Origin of the sequence: Candidatus Leptofilum sp., assembly GCF_965223525.1 — a bacterium.
Lineage (GTDB): Bacteria > Chloroflexota > Anaerolineae > Promineifilales > Promineifilaceae > Leptofilum.
This window is the reverse complement of the sequence record NZ_CBDCWX010000005.1, coordinates 1404258-1425637: the sequence shown is the minus strand read 5'-3', so window position 1 is coordinate 1425637 and position 21380 is coordinate 1404258. Positions and strand designations below refer to the sequence as shown.

The following is a 21380-nucleotide window of genomic DNA, read 5'->3' as shown; positions in this document are numbered from 1 at the left end:
CGGTTGTTACGGGTTTTATCTCAACGTTAGCGTGCCCCAGGTGGTTGGGTTGGTTAGGGTGCGGTTGGGCATGTGAGACATCATCACTTCTTGAACGGCCGTTTCCGGCGTGTCGTTGTCGTTGGCATTCAATGCCAAACCGATGGTTAACTCTTCACTTGGCTCCAAATTGAGATCCGTCCAGGGAATGGCCGCTTCCAGCGTGTAGCCGTCGGCCGTTTGCTGCGCGGCCACCGTTACGCTGTTGCCGCCCGGCGCATCCAAAATTGCGCCGCTGGCCGTACCCTGATAGCGAAATGCCGTTGGGCTGCTGCCAGCAAAGTCCCCCGGCGACAGGGTAATCTGGAAATCGTCCGGGCTTAGGCCGTCACCAAAATCGGCATCGCGCACGGTGTCGAACTGCATATCCACCCCGTCGCCCCGGAAAATTTCGTTGCCGCTGGCGGTCTGTACGTGGGTGTCATCGGTCACGCTCACGGCAACGTATAGGTTGCCATTGTCCCAAGCAAGTTGCCAAACGGCCGTTAAATCCTCAGAGCCATCCCAACCCGCCACGCTGTACACCCGATTGGTTGAGCTGGCGGCAATTGTGCCGGGCCAGTCGCCTAAATTGCCATCAATATTGGGCGGTGTGGTTGTAAAGCTAGCGACGACTGCGCCGCTGCCTAACGGGATTTGTGTAGCAACGGCCGTTGCAGGCAAGGTGCTCGTCGGGGCAATAGACGGAGTATCCGTGGGCGTATCTGTCACAACTGAGGTCGGAACCACCACCGCAGGTGCTTCATCTGTTGTGGTACGCTCACGGAACTGCGCCCAAACAAAGTAGGCGGCCACCCCACACACAATAATGCCAAACAGGACGGCAATCCCAATTCCCGCATACAGCATCAATTGTGAGCCATCTTGCGTTTTCTCCGGCTCCAATCCTGCCCAATCATCATCCAGGTTGTGTTGTGGTTCGTGCATGAGAAATCCTTTTAGTGGTTGGTGGCTAGTAATTTGGTTTGTACTAGCAGCTAACCATCAATCACCAGCCACTACCCCTGTAATTATGCGTCGTTCCTTGGCACACTGGCAAATAGTGGCAACTGGAGCCCAATCTATTATATAATTTTGGCAATGGGTTTCTCATCTCCAAAACGTCCTCGCACCGTAACTATTGCCCTTTGGAGTGTTATTTTTTTAGGAACCTGGAATCTTGGGCGAGCCATTGCCATTGGCCAACAGCTCAATTTACAAACCGTTCTTCATCTTCAACCAGACCCGCGTTTGCGTTTGGTAGCAGCGGGGCTTTTTACATTGTTGTTTTTTATGCTAGCGTGGCAACTTTGGTGGAAACGGCCGTTTACCATTCGTGCCATACCCATAACAATTGGCTGGTATGCTTTGTATGAAACGGCCGTTTGGCTGCTGTTTGCCCAACCGCCACGCAACTGGCCCTTGTGGGGCATCAGCACGCTTTTGTTAATGAGCAACATCCTATTCACCTGGTGGGCGCTCCGGCGTGTCACCCAAACCTACTTTTAAGCCAATTCCAAATGTACAACTGGAATTGGCAGCATTGTTATTTGGAATTGGCAAATGAACGATAAATTACAGAAACTGCAACAGCTTCGGCACGAGTCACAGCAAGGTGGCGGCCCTGACCGCATCGCCCGGCACAAAGAAAAAGGCAAGATGACGGCCCATGAGCGGCTCGATCTTTTGCTTGACAAAGGCTCCTTCCGCGAGATAGATGCCTTTGTCACTCATCGTGAAAGCAACTTTGGCATGGATAAGCAGAAAATTCCTGGCGACAGTGTCGTCACGGGATGGGGCACCATTGATAACCGCCTCGTTTACGTCTTTAGCCAAGACTTCACCGTCTTTGGTGGCAGTCTCAGCCAAGTACATGCCGAAAAAATCTGCAAAATCATGGACATGGCTATGCGTAACGGCGCACCCGTCATCGGCCTAAACGACTCCGGCGGTGCGCGCATTCAGGAAGGCGTGGTCAGCCTGGGTGGCTACGCCGACATCTTCTTGCGAAACACCCTGGCTTCGGGCGTTGTCCCCCAAATCAGTGCCATCATGGGGCCATGCGCGGGCGGCGCAGTTTACTCCCCCGCCCTCACCGACTTCATCTATATGGTCAAGGAAAGCAGCTACATGTTCATCACCGGGCCAGATGTAGTAAAAGCTGTCACCGGCGAAGAAGTCTCCTTTGAAGAGCTGGGCGGCGCCATGACCCACAACCAAAAGAGCGGCGTAGCTCACATGGCGGCTGAATCAGAAGCCGACGCCCTATACCTCATCCGCGAATTGATGAGCTACCTACCTTCCAACAATATGGAAGACCCGCCCTTTGTGCCCACCAAAGATGACAGCCTGCGTACCGAAGCGGCTCTCAACACCATGGTTCCCGACAATCCCAACAAACCATACGACATCAAAGAAGTCATCCACCTCATCATGGATGACGGCATTTTTTACGAAATTCAGGAGCATTACGCCCAAAATATTGTGGTGGGATTTGCGCGACTGGGTGGCCACGCGGTGGGCATTGTGGCCAACCAGCCAATGGTGTTGGCAGGCGTGCTAGACATCAACGCCAGCGAAAAAGCAGGCCGCTTTGTGCGCTTCTGCGATAGCTTCAATATTCCCCTAATTGTGTTTGAAGATGTGCCAGGCTTCTTACCCGGCGTCAATCAGGAGCATGGCGGCATTATTCGGCATGGGGCCAAGCTGCTGTACGCCTTCTGCGAAGCCACTGTACCCAAAATCACCGTTGTTACCCGCAAGGCTTACGGCGGAGCGTACTGCGTGATGAATAGCAAGCACATCCGCGCCGACCTGAACCTGGCCTGGCCTACGGCCGAAGTTGCCGTGATGGGGCCAGATGGCGCAGTCAACATCATCTTCCGCCGCGAACTAAAAGCGGCAGATGACCCAATTGCTCGTAAAAGCGAGCTGGTTGACGATTATCGGGAACGGTTTGCCAATCCTTACGAAGCAGCCAAGCGTGGCTACGTGGACGATGTCATCGAACCGAGCGAGACCCGCCCTCGCCTCATCAATGCTCTAAACATGCTGCAAAACAAGCGGGATCAAAATCCGCCGAAAAAGCACGGGAACATTCCCCTTTAGCCGGTAAACGGTAAACCGTAATCGGTTAGTTTTTACCGATTACCGACCACCGATTACCGACCACCGAAACAATGGCTACAGACAGTTTACTACCCAAACGATTCAACAAATTACTTATTGCCAACCGTGGCGAGATTGCGATGCGTATTTTGCGGGCTTGCCATGAGTTGGGCATTAGCACCGTTGCAGTTTACTCAGATGCCGACCGGAGTGCGCTGCATGTGCGCTATGCCACAGAAGCATATTACATTGGCCCTTCACCCGCCCGCGACAGCTACTTACGCATGGACAAAATTATTGAAGTGGCAAAACAGTCTGGCGCAGAGGCAATTCATCCAGGCTATGGCTTTTTGTCTGAGCGGGCAGAGTTTGCCCAGATGTGTGTAGACAACGGTCTGGTATTTGTTGGCCCGCCACCAGAAGCGATTCAGGTGATGGGAGACAAGCAGACAGCGCGGGACACCGCGATTGCGGCTGGTGTGCCTGTTGTGCCTGGTGCCCCAATGGGCACAGACGAGGAGCTGATTGAAGCGGCCAAATCCATTGGCTACCCTCTGTTGGTGAAGGCCACAGCCGGCGGCGGCGGCAAAGGGATGCGTCCGGTGTATAAATCGGCCGATTTGCCAGATGCGCTGGGGGCGGCGCGACGTGAAGCGGCAGCAGCCTTTGGCAATGACGCGGTTTATTTGGAAAGGTTGATTGAAAACGGCCGTCACATTGAAATTCAGCTCCTGGCCGACATGCACGGCAACGTCATCCACCTGGGCGAACGAGAATGTTCGCTCCAGCGTCGCCACCAAAAAGTGATTGAAGAAAGCCCCAGCTTTGTGGTGGATGAAGCGCTGCGGCAGCGCATGGGTGCCGTAGCCGTGGCCGCTGCCAAAGCGGTAGATTACGTCAGCGCCGGTACCATCGAATTTTTGCTAGACCGCGATAAAAACTTTTACTTTCTGGAAATGAATACCCGCGTTCAGGTAGAACATCCCATCACGGAACTGGTAACCGGTGTGGATATTGTGCAGGAACAGCTACGGATTGCTCGCGGGCGCAAGCTACGCTTCACGCAAGAAGAGATCAAAATGAAGGGATGGGCCATCGAATGCCGCATCAACGCCGAAGACCCTTACAACAACTATCTGCCCTCCACCGGAACCATTACCGTGAGCCGCGTACCCACTGGCCCCGGCGTGCGGGTGGATACTGGCGTTTTTCCTGGTTACGAAATTACACCCTATTACGATTCGATGATCAGCAAGCTAGTTTGTTATGGTGAAACGCGCGGTGAGGCCATTTTGCGGATGCGCCGCGCCCTGGAAGAGTATCGAGTGATGGGCGTAAAAACCAACATCCCCTTCCACCAACATATGATGGATAGTCACCGCTTTTTGACCGGGCAGTTTGACACCCATTTTGTAGAAGAACGGTTTTCTATGAGCGACCGTGAAGCGCCGCGCGTGATGGAAGCCGCCATTTTAGCCACGCTGATGGCACACCAGGAAGGCCAGCAAGCCAGCCAAATTGTGGCACCGGGTCATCGGGATGTGAGCAACTGGAAATGGTATAGTCGCTGGGAACGGCTGCGGAAGTAATTGCCCATGAAATACATAACAACTGTAAACGATCAAGAGTTTATTATTGAAATTGAGCAGGACAACCAGATAGTGGTTAACGGTGAACGTTACGACATTGATTTTCAACATTTGCCGGAAGCTGATGTGTTGTCCCTTTTGCTGGATAACCGTTCTTTGGAAGCTGTGGTGGAAGCCCGCGATGACGTGTGGGAAGTGCTAACGAAGGGCGAACTGTACACGGTGAAAGTGCAGGATGAACGTGCTTATCGTTTATCTAAGGCGCGGGGAGCAGCAGGAGAGGTCACTGGCGAAGCGCAAATTAAATCGCCCATGCCGGGGCTAATTGTGGCCGTACCAATAGCGGAAGGCCAAACGGTGCAAAAAGGGGACAAAGTCATCATTTTGGAGTCCATGAAGATGGAAAATGAATTGCGTGCGCCGAAGGACGGGATTGTGTCTCGTGTGCATGTGGTTCAGGGGGCTAGCGTAGAGAAGGATCAGGTGCTCGCAGTGATTATTGACCCAGAGTTGGATGAGGCACCAATTGTGGGCGAAGCATAGCCAGCTAATCGTTTGGGCAAAAGAACTATACTAAAACGTGGGCGCAAATCAGCAAAATTTAGAAGTTGAGGTGAAGTTTTACGTACCGGAGCTGGCCGCATTTCGGGAGCGGCTGCTGGCGGTGGGGGCGGAACTCATAAAGCCGCGCGTTTTTGAGCGAAATGTGGCCTTTGACACGGCCGATTCTCACCTTTACCTATCACGTTCATTATTGCGGCTGCGGCAAGATACGGCCGTTACCCTCACCTACAAAAGCACACCCAAAAATCTGCCCAAGAGCGAAGCCAAAGTGCGCGAAGAGTTAGAAGTGCAGGTAAGCAATTTTGACACGCTGGCTGAGATTTTGCAGCGGCTGGGCTTCGCCCCTGTGGTTGTTTATGAAAAATACCGAGAAACGTTCATTTGGCAAGACGTGGAGATTGTGCTGGATGAGCTACCCTATGGCAATTTTGTAGAGTTTGAGGGGGATGAAAGTGGGATTAAGACGGCCGTTTCCTACCTCAACCTCAACTGGCAAGATCGCATCCTGGACAACTATCTCGGCCTAATGGCTCAGCTCAAAGCCCACCACGACCTCCCCTTCAACGACCTTACTTTCGCTAACTTTGCCAACCAAAATGTCTCCATTGCTGATATTTTGCTTTAACTTCAGGCTGCAAATTCATTTTGTTAACAATTGCAGTCACTCTTCCTTGAGCCAAGAAGATAGGTCTAACAGGTGCATCGAATACCTGCCCACACCATCCAGAGAAGTGACCACTAGCACATCATTCTTTGGAGACCAATCCAAATCCACCGGAAATATTCGTCTCTCTATTCCAGTTACTTCGATTACTTCTGAACCATCTGATGCCACCAAGACAATGCCTGCCTGATATCTGGTTTCTGGCGTATCCCCAAACATTTGTACAGCTAGCCATTCCCCGTCAGGGGACCAAGTCAGATTACCAATGGTTGCATCAATGGGACCGATTAGCGTTTTACTTTCACCAGAGTCGAGATCTTCAACAATGAGACTATGAATGTGTGGACGGGATGAAATATCCATAAATGTGTAAGCAACCTGCCCGTTCTGAAAATCACAAGCAAGATTTTCTAAAATAAACCATTCTGCTCCCTCGACAATCGTCGTCGTATGGTTGGTTTGAAAATCCATTACCTGCAATGAGGAACCCTCTTGCGACAACCGATGACTAATTTTCTCGAGATAGATTATCAAGTTATTTGGTTTATCCCAGCAGGTATCATAAATGAGTGGATGATTCTCTGAAACTGTCTCCGATTCGCCCGTATTCAAATCATGAATCATGAATGATTCAAGCACTATCCCCATTGCTGCATTTGGCTGATTGAAGATGTAGGCAATCTGATCCTGATCCCACCAATCTGGTTTTTCAATGGCAAAATCGCTTCGAGAGGGAACCTCTAGTTGGTTCCAATTACCGCCATCAGAATCCACGGTAACAAACTGATGCTCAGAACTGTTATTTGATACAAATTGAAACAAGATCGTTTCCCCATCCTCGGACCATCTTGGGTGGCTGTACGTACCACGGCGACTGCTTATTTTAATCAGGAAATCTGAATTTTGAACTGAGATACAACTACTTAGCAAGAACACCACTAAAACAATCAAAAGGGCAAATGTTAGTTTAAAATTTTTGGCCATGGAAATAGAACTCCCTGATGAAGCTCAATATGAGGTTTTCTTTCCCCACTTTGTAGATTCGCAACGGCCGTATTATAACATACCAACTTCGCCAGCTTAAACGCCCCATCGCCAACATTCTGCCCTAGCTTACTTTTTGATCTGGCCTCTAAAAAAAGGCGCCTTTGGGTTGGTTAGGATTCTCCGGCAGGTACGGTATCAAATGGTAGGCTCCCGACAAAACGCGCCGAACCAGCCACAGACACCATGGTTCAATCGGTTCTTCCAATGCTTCTAGCTCATCCAACGTAAAATAAGCCGCCTGATCGGTTTCCTGATCATCACTCTTAGGAATACCATCTTCATGACGACAAAGGTAGATTAGGCTCGTCATTGAGTGCCAATTAAAGTTTTGATACCCCAGAAGCCCTTCGATTACGGCCGTTACCCCTCCTTCCTCCAACGTTTCCCGCGCAGCCGCCTCTTCAGGTTGCTCATTTGCTTCCACGATTCCCCAGGGAATACTCCACTGACCGGCTAAAGAAGCTCCTTTTGCCTGCCGAATCCAAAGAACCTTATCTTCTTTACGCACAACTGTGCCCACGCAAATCACTTTTTTAGGTGGCCAGTCTGATGATTTCTCATCCATTTTGATTTCCTCAGCACTTACGCATTTTAGCAACTAGAAGGGAAACAGAAACGGCCGTCTGCATTCATTTTCATCTAACTGTTGCAAACGGCCGTTTTCATCATTTACAAAAAGCTAAAATGTTTTACTGCCACCAGCCCGTGTAGCTTCCTGTACCGCTAGAAGGCACTGTATACGTTCGGTTACCCCCGCCTTCCCAAATAGTAGTGGTACTACCCTGCCGCACAATGAATTTGAACTGGATTGTCTGACCCGCGCTGGTTGTAAACGTTGCCGGGCCACTCCAAGTGTCACTATCAACCCAGGTTAACGGAACAGCATTGGCTGGATCCCAATCGCCTAGCTCCGGCACGTTACCTACCACGTACATATCCTGTCCCCACTGCGTTACATATCCATTTACAGTAAAAGTTACCTCCACACTGCCACCAGACTGCGGTGCGAGCACAACGCCCGGATCAGTATTGTCTAGGGTAACGGTACATTGTCCACCGCTAACTGTACAGCTTTTGCCGCTGCCCAATAAATCTTGAAGCACCGTCCCGTTGGCGTAGGGCAACGAAACAGCTCCAATGTTGGGGATAGTCATCGTGCGCGTGCCGCCACTGTCGTTCAACGCCACCAAGACAGCATCATTTCCCTGCCCACGTTGGTAGGCATAGGTGCGGTCAGCGTTGAGCCGGTAAAGCGTAATGTAATCGGCAGGGCTAAAGGTTTGCAGCCCTGGGGTTGTTTTCCGCACGTCAATAAGTGCCTCATAGAAATCCCACAACGCCGTGTTGGCGCTGCCTGTCCATTCTGCTGGCGCAGAGGCATCATAAAAGCCCCAAGCCATTCGTTCACGCGCATATTCAGGGCGGCCACCGCCGAAATGGTAAATGCCAAACTCTTGTCCCAAGCCGATCTCGTTACCGTAGTACATCACCGGTACACACGGCTGGGTAAACATGAGCAAGGCACCCAGCTTCATATCGGCTAAGTTGTAGCTCACGCGGTGAGAGAAGCGATCCATGTCGTGGTTATCAATAAAGCAACCACGCACAAATTCGCTGGGGGAGATGCCATCCTGGTAGTAGAAGCTGGCGCGGTCACGCAAGCTACTGTCTAGCGAATCCACATCGTTGCCGCTGGTGAAGAAGCCCACGATGGCGGCGTTGGCCTCAAAATCCATTGCCGAATCCACCCGCCCCTGTTGGCGACGAATCATTTCCGGCCCGTTGTTTAGCCAGATTTCGGCAATGGTAAAAGTTTCGTTTGTGCCAATGGTGTCATTAAATTCGCGCCAAAAATCAGTGCTGGGGCCGGGGGCGTAATCGAGCCGGTAGCCTGCGTGGCCTAAGGTGGTCAGCCAATAATCGGCACGACTGTTGATAACCCAGTTGCGTGCCGCGCTGTTGTCATTATTGATTTGGGGCAGTTCCAGCACACCAAAGAAGCTTTTGTTGGTGTCATTGGAACCGTAGACAGTGTAAGTGGCTGAACTGGTGTTGAAACCGGTTGGGAAGTTGACGTTGAATGTGGGATCAGCGGCCGTATTGCAGTTGCTAAACGTATACCAGGTGCTGTATGGCCCCGAACAGTTGGTGCTGGCATCAGCAAAGTAACTATGCTGGCTGGAGGTATGGTTGGGGACAAAGTCTAAAATAACGCGAATGTCGCGAGTGGCTGCCTGGGTCACTAAAGTTTGCAGATCAGCTTGCGTACCAAACAGTTCTTCCACAGTCAGCGGGTCGCTGGGATGGTAGCCGTGGTAGGTGAAATAGATGTCTCCATTGCTGTTAAAGTCACTGTCTGTATAAAAGTTAGGGTTGTCGAAAACAGGGGACAACCAAAGCACGTTGATACCCAGATCTTCTAAATAATCGAGATGCTCAACAACGCCATCAAGATCGCCGCCGTTATAAGTAAAGCGGTAATCATCTTGGGGATGGGCAGGCAATGCGCCATGAACAGCATGGTTATGGTCACAGTAACCGTTGGCAGACTCAACGCAATAATCGTTGTTACTGGTATCGCCATCATAAAAACGATCAACAAAAACGTTGTAAATAACAGCTTCGCCTGTCCAAGAAGGAAGCTGATTTTCACCTACGCGGAAGCCAAAAATGCGTGCCTGGGTGGGGTCGGTAACGGGCCAATCAGTCGTGCTGTCGGCATATTTGGTAGCCCCGCCTCCGCTGTGCCAAGAGGCAATTTTGTATCGGATGACGGTGTTGGTAGGCCAGGGGCCAGCGGTTGCTTTGTACCAAAGCGTGTTGTTTTCAGTATGATCCAGGGTCATGGTGATGGCTTGGGTAGACCCTTGAGGGGCGTGGGTGGTAGGGTTGATGGATGGCTCGCTGCCGTCGGTAGTGAGGTAGAGGCGCGTGTCTGTTACCCAGCCCTGGTAGCCAATCTGCACCCAGAAATCAACGGTGTCGCTACTGGTGGGGGCGGACGGGACGATATTGCCTGCATGGTCAATGAAGTCGGCAGCGGCTCTGATTGATTGGGTTTGCCACAGCAACAGCAAGCTGAGCAAGGTTCCTAAAAATAGGGCACGAAATGGTAGAGAATTAAGTGACTTGCGTACAAAATGCATTGAGAAATACCTTCGAATATCGAAATAGGTGGGTGATGCAGAAACAGTTGAAAAAGTAAAAAAGGGCGATGTGAGGTGCGGTATTTTAGTTGCTTTGTGCAGCGAGATCGGCTTTCAGAAGTTGAACGGCCGTTGCTGTGAGATCGATAAGCTGCTGCCGTTGTGCCGGAGTCAAGGCTGCTAATCGCCGTTGAATAGATGCTTGGTGCAGTTGGTGCGCCTCGGCAACTTTTTCTTTGCCCGCTGCCGTAAGAAAAATGCGAACCAGCCGCTGATCATTGGCATCGCTACCAACACGCACGAGGCCGCTTTTGCTCAAACGCTGCACCAGCCGAGTGATATTACCCCTGGTACAAAGCAAAATATTTGCTGCTTCCGTTACGGTGAGGCTGTCGGCTGCGGCGTTATCTAAAGCGCGTAAAAAATTATATTGTGTAATGGTGAGGGCAATCTTTTTGAAGGTACGCCGGTCGCCGTCATCGAGCAACACATATACGGTAAGGAATTGACGATACAGGCTTTCTTCCAGTGAACTGTCGGTCATAGTTTGATTCTCAAGCAAGTTTGTTGACTAGTCAACAAACTTGACAGCAGGATAACATAGGGCAAAAAGAATGTCAAGATGCACCACAATCATCTGTAAAAGCCTAATTCATATTGCCGATTCCGCACTCCCTCTCTATGATCAGGGAAGCAACAAACCTAAACCTACCTTATCGGGAGAATTTATGGAACTAGAACGCCCTGATTTAAGCAGCGTCAGCCCGGATGTGCTAGCCTACATCGAAGCGCTGGAAGCTGCGTTGCTCAAATCCAAATCGAGCCAACCCACGCGCCGACGCAGCACCGAAGTGGAACCTAGCGAACCGCCGACGACGCAGCAGGTCATCACGATTAGCCAGCGGGGGATGGCGAAGCGGACGGCGCGGCATTTGTACGGCCGTCAGCGGCGCAGCGGCATTGGTGTGTTTGATCTGGACGTGGACGAGCATGACTTTCCAGCCCAGATCGTCGTGGTTGATGAGAGCAAGCGACTGCTGCTGTTTAGCAACCTGGGGCGCGTCTTCCCCATCGCCGTGGCCGACATTCACCAAACCGACGAGCTGCGTGCCCCCGGCGAAAGCCTCACAAACCAATTCCCCTTCCACGGCAATGAACACATCATCGGTGCGCTGCCAGCTGAAGCAGGCCAATATGTGATTTTGGCTAGCCAGCGGGGTTGGGTGCAGCGCGTGGCGGCCAGCTACTTTGGCAAGAGCCTCATCCCCGGCATGTCTTTTCATGATGTGAAGCAAGGGGGGCAGATTACGGCCGTTACCTGGACAAACGGCAGCGAGGAAATCTTCCTGGCGACCCAGCAAGCGCAGGGCATCCGCTTTCGCGAAACCCAGGTGCCAGCACGCGGTGGCTGCCTGGGGCTGCGCGTGGCTCCCGGCGACGAGGTGGTCGCCGTTGCCAGCGTCACTGAGCGCAGCGGCGTTTTTGTGGTGGGGCATGATGGCAAAGGCACCATTCGCTTGATGGGCGGCTTCCGCATGAACAAAGCGCCCGGCGCTGGCGGCAAAACCATCTTCAAAAGCGACCAGCTCATTGGCGCAGTCACGGTGAAAGAGAAAGACGACCTCTTCATTTTGGCGCAAGGCGGTAAGATGATTCGCTTTCAGGCTAGCGAGGTGCCGCCCAAAACGGGCGTGGTGCAGGGCGTGAACTGTATGGAAGTGCGGAATGATGTGGTTACGGCCGTTACTGCCATCAAGTTGGAGTAAACATGAGCCTCCCCTTCGACAGTGGTGAAGAATATATCGAACAACAGTTCAGTGAATTGGTCGTTTCGCAGGAAGAGGTAACGGCCGTTACCTTTGAAGAATGTACCTTCACCAACTGCAACTTTAGCGAGACCCAATTCAAACGCTGCATTTTCCGCGACTGCCACTTTGAAAACTGCGATCTCACCCTGCTGGATGTAGATTACAGCCGTTTCCAACGCTGCAAATTTGCAGAATGCAAGTTGATTGGTGTTAATTGGGCAAAAGCAGGACGCATCCAGTGGATCGAATTCCATAGCTGCAACCTCAGCTACAGCACCTTCATGGAACTGGATTTAAGCAAAGCAGTCCTCACCAATTACCTGGCTAAAGAAGCGACCTTTGCTGAAACGAACTTGACCGACGCCAACTGCACACACACTGATTTTTTGGACGGCCGTTTCATCCACACCAACCTCACCCGCGCCGATTTTCGGGGGGCTAAAAATTATGCCATCGCTGCCGCCGAAAACACGCTCAAGCAAACCAAATTTTCCCTACCAGAAGCGATTGCCTTGCTAGACGGGCTGGACATTATTTTGGAAAATCCCACTTCATAAATCATTGGTAGGAGCGCATCCCCGTGTGCGCCCTGGCGTGGGCAGACACGGGGGTCTGCTCCTACCAACAAACGAGGAACCAACATGCTAGAAAGAGCACAAGCATTACACGAAGAACTCATTCGGTTGCGGCGCGACCTTCACGCCCACCCGGAACTGGGCTTTCAGGAATTCAGAACGGCCACACTCGTCGCCGACACGCTCACCGAACTGGGCATTGATGTGAAAACAGGCGTTGGCCGCACCGGTATCGTCGGCCAGATGGGTACAGGCAGCGGCCCCACCATCGCCATCCGTGCCGACATGGACGCCTTGCCCATCCTGCAAAAGTCAGACGCGCCTTACAAATCCCAAAATGAGGGCGTGATGCACGCCTGCGGGCACGATGCTCATACCGCCATGCTGCTAGGCGCGGCGCACTTGCTCAAGCAAAGCATGGCCGAGGGCAACTGGCATGGCAATGTCCGCCTGCTCTTCCAGCCATCCGAAGAAGCATTTGACGAAAACGGCATCAGCGGTGCTACCGCCATGATTAGCGACGGTGCATTGAAAAATGTGGATGCCGTCATCGCCCTTCATGTCGCTTCAGATAAGCTATCTGGCCAAATTCGCTTTCAGGATGGGTATTCGCTGGCCAATGTGGATTCGTTTAAAGCGTGGGTGCGCGGCGACGGTGGCCATGGCGCTTACCCGCACACGGGCAGCGATCCGCTGCACATGCTCAGCATCATCTTACCCGCCATTTACGCCATCCCCTCCCGCCGCATAAACCCGCTGCGTGGCTGCGTGGTGAGTTTGGGGCAGATTAGCGGTGGCGCAGCCCCCAACGTCATCCCCAACGAGGTTTATTTGCAGGGCACTATCCGCTCTTACCATGACGACGTGCGCGAACAGCTCCATGTAGAGGTAGAACGTGCACTCAAACTGGCGGAGCAGATGGGCGGCAGCTACGAATTTCAGCTCACCAAAGGGTATCCGGCAATGTTTAACAATGTGGAGGTAAATGGCTGGATGCGGGATGTGGCCGAGGAAATTGTGGGGGAAACGGCCGTCGTCGAAACCGAATTTGGCATGGGGGCTGAAGATTTTGCCTACATGACCCGCCAGGCCAAAGGCGCCATGTTCATGCTCGGCGCAGCCATTGACGACGGCATTGTGCGAAACCACCATACCGATATTTTTGACATTGATGAAAATGTGCTGCCGCTGGGCACGGCCATCCTGGCCGAAACAGCCCATCGCTTTGTCACCGGCAAGATAAGATAGATAATGGAGACTAAAAATCTCCAGTCTCCAATCTCCAAATTTATGGAAATTACCCGCCACTTCACCGCCACCACCTTTGTTGTGTACCAGAACCAAGTGCTGCTGCATCAGCACAAAAAGCTGGGCATTTGGCTGCCCGCTGGAGGGCACATTGACCGGGACGAACTGCCGGAGGAAGCGGCCGTTCGTGAGGTGAAAGAAGAAACCGGGCTCGATGTCACCCTGTACAATCCAGACAGCCAACTGTTCATAGCTGACGATGAAGCGTGCCAACTACACCGCCCCATGCACCTGTTGCTGGAAAACATCAATCCGTACCACCAGCACATTGATTTTATTTATTATGCAACGGCCGTTTCCAACCAACTCAACCCCGCCAACGGTGAAACCCACTGTCTGAAATGGTTCGATTTAACCGACCTGGAAAACACAGAAATGCCCACCAACGTGCAGGTCTGTGCCCAGGAAGCCCTCGCCTTATTAGGCCAAAAAGATTGACACTTTGCCACAAATGTGCAGAATTTGAGACAAAAATTTAACAAGCGTGTGTGAAGATAAAAAGGTTGTACTATAATAGTAGGTGAAAACGGGAAGTACTTTGAAATAAGAAAGCGACGATTCTCCCGTTTTCCCTGAATAAATCACAACGAAGCGATTTCACTTAATTTAAAAGCCTTCTTGTGATTTGCTTCGCATCGTAGTTCATTGATAATTGCTTTACTCGTATTTGTTCAAGTCGTTGGAGGTAACTATGGCAGGTCCAGCAAACGAAGATAAGTTTTACCCAAACCGATGGGTTCGCATCATTTTAATTGCTACAGAAGAAATTGTGGGCAAAAATGGTGTCAATGCCCTACTAAACATGGGTGGACTATCTAGCTACATTGACAACTACCCAGCAGACAACATGAAAAAAGAAGTGCCGTTTGCACATGTGGGCCAGCTACAACAAGCGTTTTGGGATATGTACGGCGCACGGGGTGCGCGCGCCTTTGCTGTACGGGCCGGCAAGAAAACATTCAACGACGGGCTAGACAGTTTTGGGTCTGTAGCTACGGCCGCCCGCGCTGCCATGAAGATTGGCTCTTTGGAACGGCGCATTGGGCTGGGGCTGCAATTTTTTGCTAAATTCTTCAACCAGGTGAGCGATCAGGAAGTGTCGCTGACTGATGATGATAAATCGTGGTACTGGAGCATTTTGGTCTGCCCCATGTGTACCAACCGGGAAACTGATTCGCCGGTCTGCCATTTGGCCGTTGGTGTTTTGCAGGGTGCGCTGGAAAACTTTGTGGATTCCGACAAACGTTTTAACGTTTCCCCTACCCATTGCATTGGCCAGGGAGATGAAAGTGGGATTGTCGCCATTGATAAAGAACCGCTATAAGACCAACACTCACCACATAATTTACTGACAAAAGCGCCCCTTACCAGAGGCGCTTTTTTGTCATTTTTGTTCGGAACGGCCGTTCTATAGAAATCCCCCCCTACTTTTCGCTATAATGCTCCTACCGTATCGTCCAGTTTGCCCTTATGGGGCAAGCAAACCGTTGCAGGAGGGATTAGCAGTATCGTCCCACTTGTTGTGTGTTCTAAAAGCAAAACGCAAACCAAATTACCCTCTCTTCGTTTCTGGCTTGTTTTGCCTTAGTTCTCCTGCCACACACCTGAAGGAGGTTTCAGCGTGAATCATACATCATCTTCTCAAGCGGGATTCGGCCGTTTTGGGCGACGCGCCGTAACAGCACTGGGCTTACTTTTGCTAGCCCTGTTTTTTACCGCAGGTACCGTTAGTTCCCATCCCCATCCCATCCCCACCATTAGCATCAGCAGCGTACAGCGCGGCGATAGTGTCACCTTCCAAACGCACAACTATCCGGCTGGGCAAACGTTTACTGTGCGTATGGGCAAGATGGGCACACGCGGCGTTGGCGGCACAGTCGTGGGCACATTGGAGTCTGGCGCAGGCGGTTCCATGACGGCCTCTTTCGACATCCCCGAAGGCCTGAAGGATGATCACCAGATTGCCATCCGGCTAGATAGCAACCTGGGGTATTACAGCTTCAACTGGTTCTATAACAACACGGCTCCGCCTAGTGGCGGCACCGGTGGCGGCAGCGGCACTGGCACGGTGTACACGGGCATTCCCACCTTTAAGATTACGGCCGTTGCCAAAGGCGACAATGTCACCATCGAAACCAACAACTTCCCTGCCAACCAAACCTTCACCGTCACCATGGGCAAAATGTTTACACGCGGCATCGGTGGCATCGTTGTGGGCACCATTGAATCTGGCGAAGGGGGCAAGTTGACGGCAACATTTGAGATTCCAGAGGCGCTGAAAGATGACGGCCGTATCGCTATCCGCGCCCAAACAGCCCATGTCAATCCATTCTACGCCTACAACTGGTTCTGGAATAACTCTACAAACAGCGGCGACAGCAGTGAAGGTAACAGTGGCGATGGCGACAACAATAACACGGTTGCCAAGACAGTTTACAACGGCATTCCCACCTTTACCGTTTGCAAAGTAACGCGCGATGGCGAAGTAGAAATATTGACCAAAAATTACCCCACCAACCAAAATTTCACCGTCACCATGGGGCCCATGTACACTCGAGGCATTGGTGGAACCGTCGTGGGCACATTGGAATCTGCGGACCAAAGCAGCGCCCGCTACACCTTCTCCATCCCGGATCATCTCAAGGGTTCTTACCGCATCTCCATGCGGGCACAAACGGCGCACGCCCATCCTTTCTATTCATATAACTGGTTCTACAACAACTCCACCACGATGGATCATTGTCAGTAAGCAAGAATTTAGACTTTTGAAGTTTTTCTTTCTGGAAATTGCTGCAAAATGATACAAAACTTCAAAAGTCTCCAAAAAGCCCCGGAAACGGCCGTTTCCGGGGCTTTTTTTTTATTCCCACCATGATTTGCTACACTAGGTAGCATGATTGAAATTGCCCAGCTGCAGAAAGTGGTTCAGCAAAACAGTATCATAGACATCCCGGAACTAACCGTAGCGGCTGGGAGCATTACGGCCGTTTCTGGTCTCACCGCCCCGCACAAAGAAACATTTATCCAGCTACTTACCGGGCAAACGTCCCCCACCGCAGGCCAGATACGTCTGGACGGGCTAGACCCGCACCACGAGCGCGCCGAGTTTGCCCAAAAAGTTGGCTTTCTTCCCGCTGAAAACGGTCTGTATGAACGACTCACCGTGCGCCAAAATCTGGATTTTTACTGCCGCCTTTACGGCTTGCCGCTGGATCGGGCAGCCTCCATGCTCACCCAAGTTGGTCTGCAAGACAAAGCCCAAATCCGCGCCCAGCAGCTTTCGCCAGAGCTGGCGCGGCGGCTGGCATTGGGTCGCGCTCTGCTGCACCAGCCGCAGGTGCTTATTTTGGTAGACCCGTTTCATCGTAGCGCGCCGGCAACGGTAGAGATCTTCACCAACTTGCTGCGCCAGCAAGCCAAAGCGGGCGTTGCAACCTTGCTTATTGCCGATGAGAGCGCGGCGCTAACGGCCGTTTGCCAAACCATTATCATTATGAACCAGGGCCAGTACAGCCACAGCTACCAACCCAGCGACCAGCCCACGCCACCAACCCACAACCTGCCCTTCAAAATTCCGGCGCGGCTAGAGGGCAAGATTGCGCTCGTAAACCCCGCCGACATTCTTTACGCCACTAGTGACGACGGCCGTACTTACCTACACACGTATGACGGCCGTATTCCCACCCACCTCACCCTCACCGACGTAGAAGAGCGACTGGACCGCAGCGGCTTCTTTCGTGCCCACCGCAGCTACCTGGTCAACTTGCAGCACATCAAAGAGATGATCTCCTACACCCGCGACAGCTACACCCTCATTTTGGACGGCTTTCAGCCCGACGACGCCAAACCCATCGAAATTCCCCTCAGCAAAACGGCCGCCCGCGACCTGCGCGACCTGCTAGATTTCTAGAAAAGCTGCGCCATTCAACCCAAATTTGCTGCCATTCAGCCGATTTTGCCGCTTTTTAGCCCAAAAATAATGCACGCCGCGTGGCAATTTGTTATTGTGGAGTGCGTGGATGGCAAACGGCCGTAAGCGGCAAAATAGACACCCGAACTTGTTGTAGCAAAACCAAAAGCGAGAAAAATCAAATAAATTCAGAAAGAGAAAGTTAGATTCAAGTACAGAGATACCGTAGAATCAGCCAAAATCTAGACAGTTCATAACAAATGGGCAAACGGATATGACAACAGGCGTTGAATCACTCCCAAAACAAACCAAAGCTGGCAGTCGTGCCAATCACGGGCGCGTCATCTGGGCCATTGCCCGCAAAGACCTCGCCGAAATCACAACAAATAGCCAGTTTATTGTGATGAGCTTGCTGCCTGTACTTATCTTTTTGGTCTATCGTCTCATGGTCAGCGGCATTAGCACTTCAAGCATTTTGGATATTGCCGTGTACGATTTGGGCAATTCCCAATTGGTCAACGCCATGCAAGAAAGTGCCACTATAGAACTGCACATTGTTACCAGTGAAGAGGCACTTCAGGCACAAATTGACGAAGGCGAAATGACGGGCATCCAAATTCCAGCCAACTTTGATGCAGATGTAACTGCGGGCGATATGCCAGCGTTAAATGTATGGCTCAACCCCGCAGACGGCCTGGCATCAGAAACGGCCGAATGGCAACGGTTCATCGAGGCAGAAATCTTGAAGCTGGGGCAGCAAACCCTGCCCGCCCAAATTGAATGGACAGAAGTTGAATCAGATGATCTCTCAGTAGGGACGGGTTTAAATAGCTATTTGCTCATTGTGGTGATTACCATGGTGTTCTTCCTCACAGGTGCCAATCTTGTGGCCCTGCTCATTACAGAAGAAAAAGAAAAGAAAATGGGGGTTGTTCTCATCAACTCCCCAGCCAATCCTTACCACGTTGTCTTGGGCAAATCGCTGGCTGGCATAATTGGTATTGCTGCTACCTTGTCAATTGTCATCCTGCTAAATGGCGGTTTAACCGGCAATTGGCCACTGGCACTGCTCTACATGACTGTAACCTTGCCGATTACGCTCGGCATTAGTATCTTGACAGGCAGCCTGGTTCAATCCAGCAAACAGTGCAATAGCTGGCTGGGCGTTGGCATGATCCTTATTCTCATCCCGGCCTGGTTTTCTAACCTGCTCAAGTTGCCGGAGCCATTTGAAACGATTTTCTCTTTTGTGCCAACGCACTTTTTGGTACAGGGCTTGAGCGATGCCCTAAACAACAGCGAAGTTGCAGAAGCCAACAGTGGCAATTTAGCCGTGTGGCTGTCGGTGATGGTGGTTGTGGTTGGCCTGACAGCGTGGCGGCTTTGGCAAAATCCAAGAAGCATCATCGAACCCGCCTAACCCACACAGTTTTGACTTACAAAATCTAGTCTAATCGGACATTCAAGCGTTTGCTATATGATATTTCGTATTGCGTATTTCCTATCAGAATACGCAACACGCAATATGCTATTTACAAAGGAGCTTTTACCAATGATTGACGTGAAGAATTTGAAAAAATATTACGGAGACGACAACAGCATCAAAGCAGTAGATGATGTCTCATTCTCTTGCCCGGATGGGAAAATTACCGGGCTACTGGGACCCAACGGCGCTGGCAAAACCACCACGCTGCGGATGATCTCTGGCCTTATCAAGCCGATGGAAGGCACGGTGATTGTGGATGAGCATGACGTAACCCGCGACCCGCGCGGTGTGCGCCAGGCATTGGGCGTTCAGGCAGATATGAACGGTGTTTATCCGCGATTGACGCCACGAGAGCAGTTTCGGTATTACGGCCGTTTCTACGGTCTCAAAGGGCAAGTGCTGGAATCTCGCATTGAAGCTGTCATTGCTGAACTGAACATGGACGGGATTGCCGACCGTCGCGCGGAAGGATTTAGCCGGGGACAACGGCAAAAGATTGTGCTGGGTCGCGCCCTGGTCCACAACCCGCCCAACATCATCATGGATGAGCCAACCAACGGACTAGACGTGATGGCCGTGCGCGACACCCGCGACAGCATTCGCGCCATGCGCGACCAGGGGCGGTGTGTGCTTTTTAGCACCCACTACATGGACGAAGCCGAAAAGCTCTGCGACAACATCGCCATCATCGTCGGCGGCAAAATCGTGGCCTCCGGCACCCCTGCTGAACTGATGGCTCGCACGGGCAAAGACAACCTGGAAGACGCCTTTGTGGCTTTGGCGGGTCGTGAGGGATTAGAGCGCAGTGAATACGGCCGTATGCAGGAAAATGGCTAGTTGTTAATGGTTGGTGACTAGTCGCCTCGACTTAAAAACTAACCACTAACAAACTATCAACTCGCAAACTGAAAAGGAAAACACCATGTTAAATAACATCTTAAACATCTGGCAAAAAGAAATCTTAGACATCATCCGCGACCGCAAAGGGCTGCGGCAAACCTTAGTCGTCCCGTTGGTTCTTGGCATCTTCTACGCTGTGCTGAACCCCCTGCTCGGATCATTGGTTGAATCACGGCAGGATGATACCCTCATCTTGCCCGTACAGGGTCTGGAATACGCCGGGCAAGATTTCATAGACACTTTCGCTGCCTTTGATATTGAATTGGAACCATACGAGGGCGATCTGGAAGCCACCATTACCAGTGCCGAAGAAGCTGCCGGGCTTATCTTTACCCCCGGCTTTGGCGACAATGTAACCAACGAAGAAGAGGCCACTCTGATTGTACGCACCAACAGCACCTCTGGCGGGCTGTTTGGCGGTGGACTGTCGCTGAATCGGCTGGAGCTGGCACTGGGCGCATACAACCAGCAAATTACGGTACAAAGACTCACCGAAAGAAATGTGGACTTGTCCGTACTAGCTCCAGTAAATCTGGATGCTGAAGATTTGGCCTCCCCAGCCCAGCGTGCAGGCGCGGCCGCGGCCTTCTTCTTGCCCATCCTGGTAGCTATTAGCGCCGTGCAGGGCGGCATGTTCATTGCCATAGACGTCACTGCAGGTGAAAAAGAGCGGGGCACATTAGAATCCTTGCTGGTGACGCCCAGCAGTGATGTGGAGATTTTTGTGGGCAAGTTAGCGGCCGTATTTACCGTCACGGGGATTCCCATCATACTCACCCTCTTTGGTTTTTGGGCGGCCAGCATCCTACTGCCAGAGTCCATGACGGATGGAGCCGGTGCTTTACCGTTGGGCGTCATCATCCAGGCTATCCTGGTATCGCTACCGCTGGCGCTGTTTGCCAACGTCATCCTGATGGTCATTAGCATTCGCACCAAAACGTTTAAGGATGCTCAATCTGCCCTGACGCCCGTGATGTTTGGCGTGATGTTTGTAGCCATTGCGGCCGCTTTTGTGCCACCAACTGGTGCCAGCCTGGCTTATCTCGTTCCGGTTTATGGCACGTCTGCTGTGGTAAGCGCTTTAACGCTGGGTGGCATTGTACCCGCTAATGCGGTTCTGTTTAGCATCATCGGCAACGTGCTGGCAACGGTGGTGGGTGTTGTGTTGGCTATGCAAATCTTCAACCGGGAACGGCTGCTGTATAGTATGTAACCTCACAGTTTGATTTAACATCTCATGATTAAATAAAAACCTGA

The 21380-nt window shown here is 51.8% G+C and carries 20 protein-coding genes; 15 read left to right on the top strand and 5 right to left on the bottom strand.

Translation table 11 applies throughout. The features are described 5' to 3' along the window. Window positions 1–15: 15 nt before the first annotated feature. Complete coding sequence (locus tag ACOQPM_RS11615; RefSeq protein ID WP_420629424.1) at window positions 16–966, bottom strand: sugar-binding protein; 951 nt, start codon at window positions 964–966, stop codon at window positions 16–18. 153 nt (window positions 967–1119) lie between these two features. On the opposite strand from ACOQPM_RS11615, the gene ACOQPM_RS11610 reads away from it, so the two are divergent. The 5 genes from ACOQPM_RS11610 to cyaB all read left to right on the top strand — a co-directional run bounded on the left by ACOQPM_RS11610 (window position 1120) and on the right by cyaB (window position 5904). Further along, entirely contained in the window at window positions 1120–1527 is a 408-nt protein-coding gene (locus ACOQPM_RS11610) for a hypothetical protein (protein WP_420629423.1), read from the top strand. Window positions 1528–1581: 54 nt separating this feature from the next. Continuing rightward, on the top strand, window positions 1582–3126 hold the full coding sequence (locus ACOQPM_RS11605; protein WP_420629422.1) for an acyl-CoA carboxylase subunit beta: 1545 nt from the start codon (window positions 1582–1584) through the stop codon (window positions 3124–3126). Between the two features lie 71 nt (window positions 3127–3197). Further along, window positions 3198–4715, top strand: coding sequence for an acetyl-CoA carboxylase biotin carboxylase subunit (gene accC, locus ACOQPM_RS11600; protein WP_420629421.1), 1518 nt, complete (start codon window positions 3198–3200; stop codon window positions 4713–4715). A 6-nt stretch (window positions 4716–4721) separates the two neighbouring features. Continuing rightward, the gene (locus ACOQPM_RS11595) at window positions 4722–5258 is read left to right on the top strand and encodes a biotin/lipoyl-containing protein (protein WP_420629420.1); all 537 of its coding nucleotides are present in this window, start codon (window positions 4722–4724) and stop codon (window positions 5256–5258) included. 37 nt (window positions 5259–5295) lie between these two features. Beyond that, entirely contained in the window at window positions 5296–5904 is a 609-nt protein-coding gene (gene cyaB / locus ACOQPM_RS11590; protein ID WP_420629419.1) for a class IV adenylate cyclase, read from the top strand. A gap of 36 nt (window positions 5905–5940) precedes the next feature. Here the strand turns inward: cyaB and ACOQPM_RS11585 are convergent, their stop codons facing one another. The 4 genes from ACOQPM_RS11585 to ACOQPM_RS11570 form a co-directional block, all read right to left on the bottom strand. Next, window positions 5941–6927: a hypothetical protein gene (locus ACOQPM_RS11585; protein ID WP_420629418.1), complete on the bottom strand. Its 987-nt coding sequence runs from the start codon at window positions 6925–6927 to the stop codon at window positions 5941–5943. 148 nt (window positions 6928–7075) lie between these two features. Then, complete coding sequence (locus tag ACOQPM_RS11580) at window positions 7076–7555, bottom strand: NUDIX hydrolase (protein ID WP_420629417.1); 480 nt, start codon at window positions 7553–7555, stop codon at window positions 7076–7078. 124 nt (window positions 7556–7679) lie between these two features. After that, window positions 7680–10136, bottom strand: a complete 2457-nt coding sequence (locus tag ACOQPM_RS11575) for an alpha-amylase family glycosyl hydrolase (protein ID WP_420629416.1) — start codon at window positions 10134–10136, stop codon at window positions 7680–7682. Between the two features lie 85 nt (window positions 10137–10221). Further along, window positions 10222–10680 carry a MarR family winged helix-turn-helix transcriptional regulator gene (locus ACOQPM_RS11570; RefSeq protein WP_420629415.1) on the bottom strand — a complete coding sequence of 153 codons (459 nt, stop codon included), beginning with the start codon at window positions 10678–10680 and terminating at the stop codon, window positions 10222–10224. A 184-nt stretch (window positions 10681–10864) separates the two neighbouring features. Here ACOQPM_RS11570 and ACOQPM_RS11565 point away from each other — a divergent pair, with 184 nt between their 5' ends. The 10 genes from ACOQPM_RS11565 to ACOQPM_RS11520 all read left to right on the top strand — a co-directional run bounded on the left by ACOQPM_RS11565 (window position 10865) and on the right by ACOQPM_RS11520 (window position 21336). Beyond that, window positions 10865–11902 carry a DNA gyrase C-terminal beta-propeller domain-containing protein gene (locus ACOQPM_RS11565; protein WP_420629414.1) on the top strand — a complete coding sequence of 346 codons (1038 nt, stop codon included), beginning with the start codon at window positions 10865–10867 and terminating at the stop codon, window positions 11900–11902. 2 nt (window positions 11903–11904) lie between these two features. After that, on the top strand, window positions 11905–12501 hold the full coding sequence (locus tag ACOQPM_RS11560; RefSeq protein ID WP_420629413.1) for a pentapeptide repeat-containing protein: 597 nt from the start codon (window positions 11905–11907) through the stop codon (window positions 12499–12501). Window positions 12502–12585: 84 nt separating this feature from the next. Beyond that, a complete protein-coding gene (locus ACOQPM_RS11555) occupies window positions 12586–13767 on the top strand; it encodes a M20 metallopeptidase family protein (RefSeq protein ID WP_420629412.1) in 1182 nt (393 codons plus the stop codon). Window positions 13768–13770: 3 nt separating this feature from the next. Continuing rightward, a complete protein-coding gene (locus tag ACOQPM_RS11550; RefSeq protein WP_420629411.1) occupies window positions 13771–14265 on the top strand; it encodes an NUDIX hydrolase in 495 nt (164 codons plus the stop codon). Window positions 14266–14518: 253 nt separating this feature from the next. Then, a complete protein-coding gene (locus tag ACOQPM_RS11545) occupies window positions 14519–15151 on the top strand; it encodes a 4-vinyl reductase (protein ID WP_420629410.1) in 633 nt (210 codons plus the stop codon). A 297-nt stretch (window positions 15152–15448) separates the two neighbouring features. After that, on the top strand, window positions 15449–16576 hold the full coding sequence (locus ACOQPM_RS11540) for a hypothetical protein (protein WP_420629409.1): 1128 nt from the start codon (window positions 15449–15451) through the stop codon (window positions 16574–16576). A 144-nt stretch (window positions 16577–16720) separates the two neighbouring features. Beyond that, on the top strand, window positions 16721–17737 hold the full coding sequence (locus ACOQPM_RS11535) for a LytTR family transcriptional regulator DNA-binding domain-containing protein (RefSeq protein ID WP_420629408.1): 1017 nt from the start codon (window positions 16721–16723) through the stop codon (window positions 17735–17737). Between the two features lie 274 nt (window positions 17738–18011). After that, window positions 18012–19157, top strand: a complete 1146-nt coding sequence (locus ACOQPM_RS11530; protein WP_420629407.1) for an ABC transporter permease — start codon at window positions 18012–18014, stop codon at window positions 19155–19157. Between the two features lie 132 nt (window positions 19158–19289). Next, window positions 19290–20060: an ATP-binding cassette domain-containing protein gene (locus ACOQPM_RS11525; protein WP_420629406.1), complete on the top strand. Its 771-nt coding sequence runs from the start codon at window positions 19290–19292 to the stop codon at window positions 20058–20060. An 85-nt stretch (window positions 20061–20145) separates the two neighbouring features. Next, entirely contained in the window at window positions 20146–21336 is a 1191-nt protein-coding gene (locus ACOQPM_RS11520; protein WP_420629405.1) for an ABC transporter permease, read from the top strand. The last annotated feature ends 44 nt before the right edge of the window (window positions 21337–21380 follow it).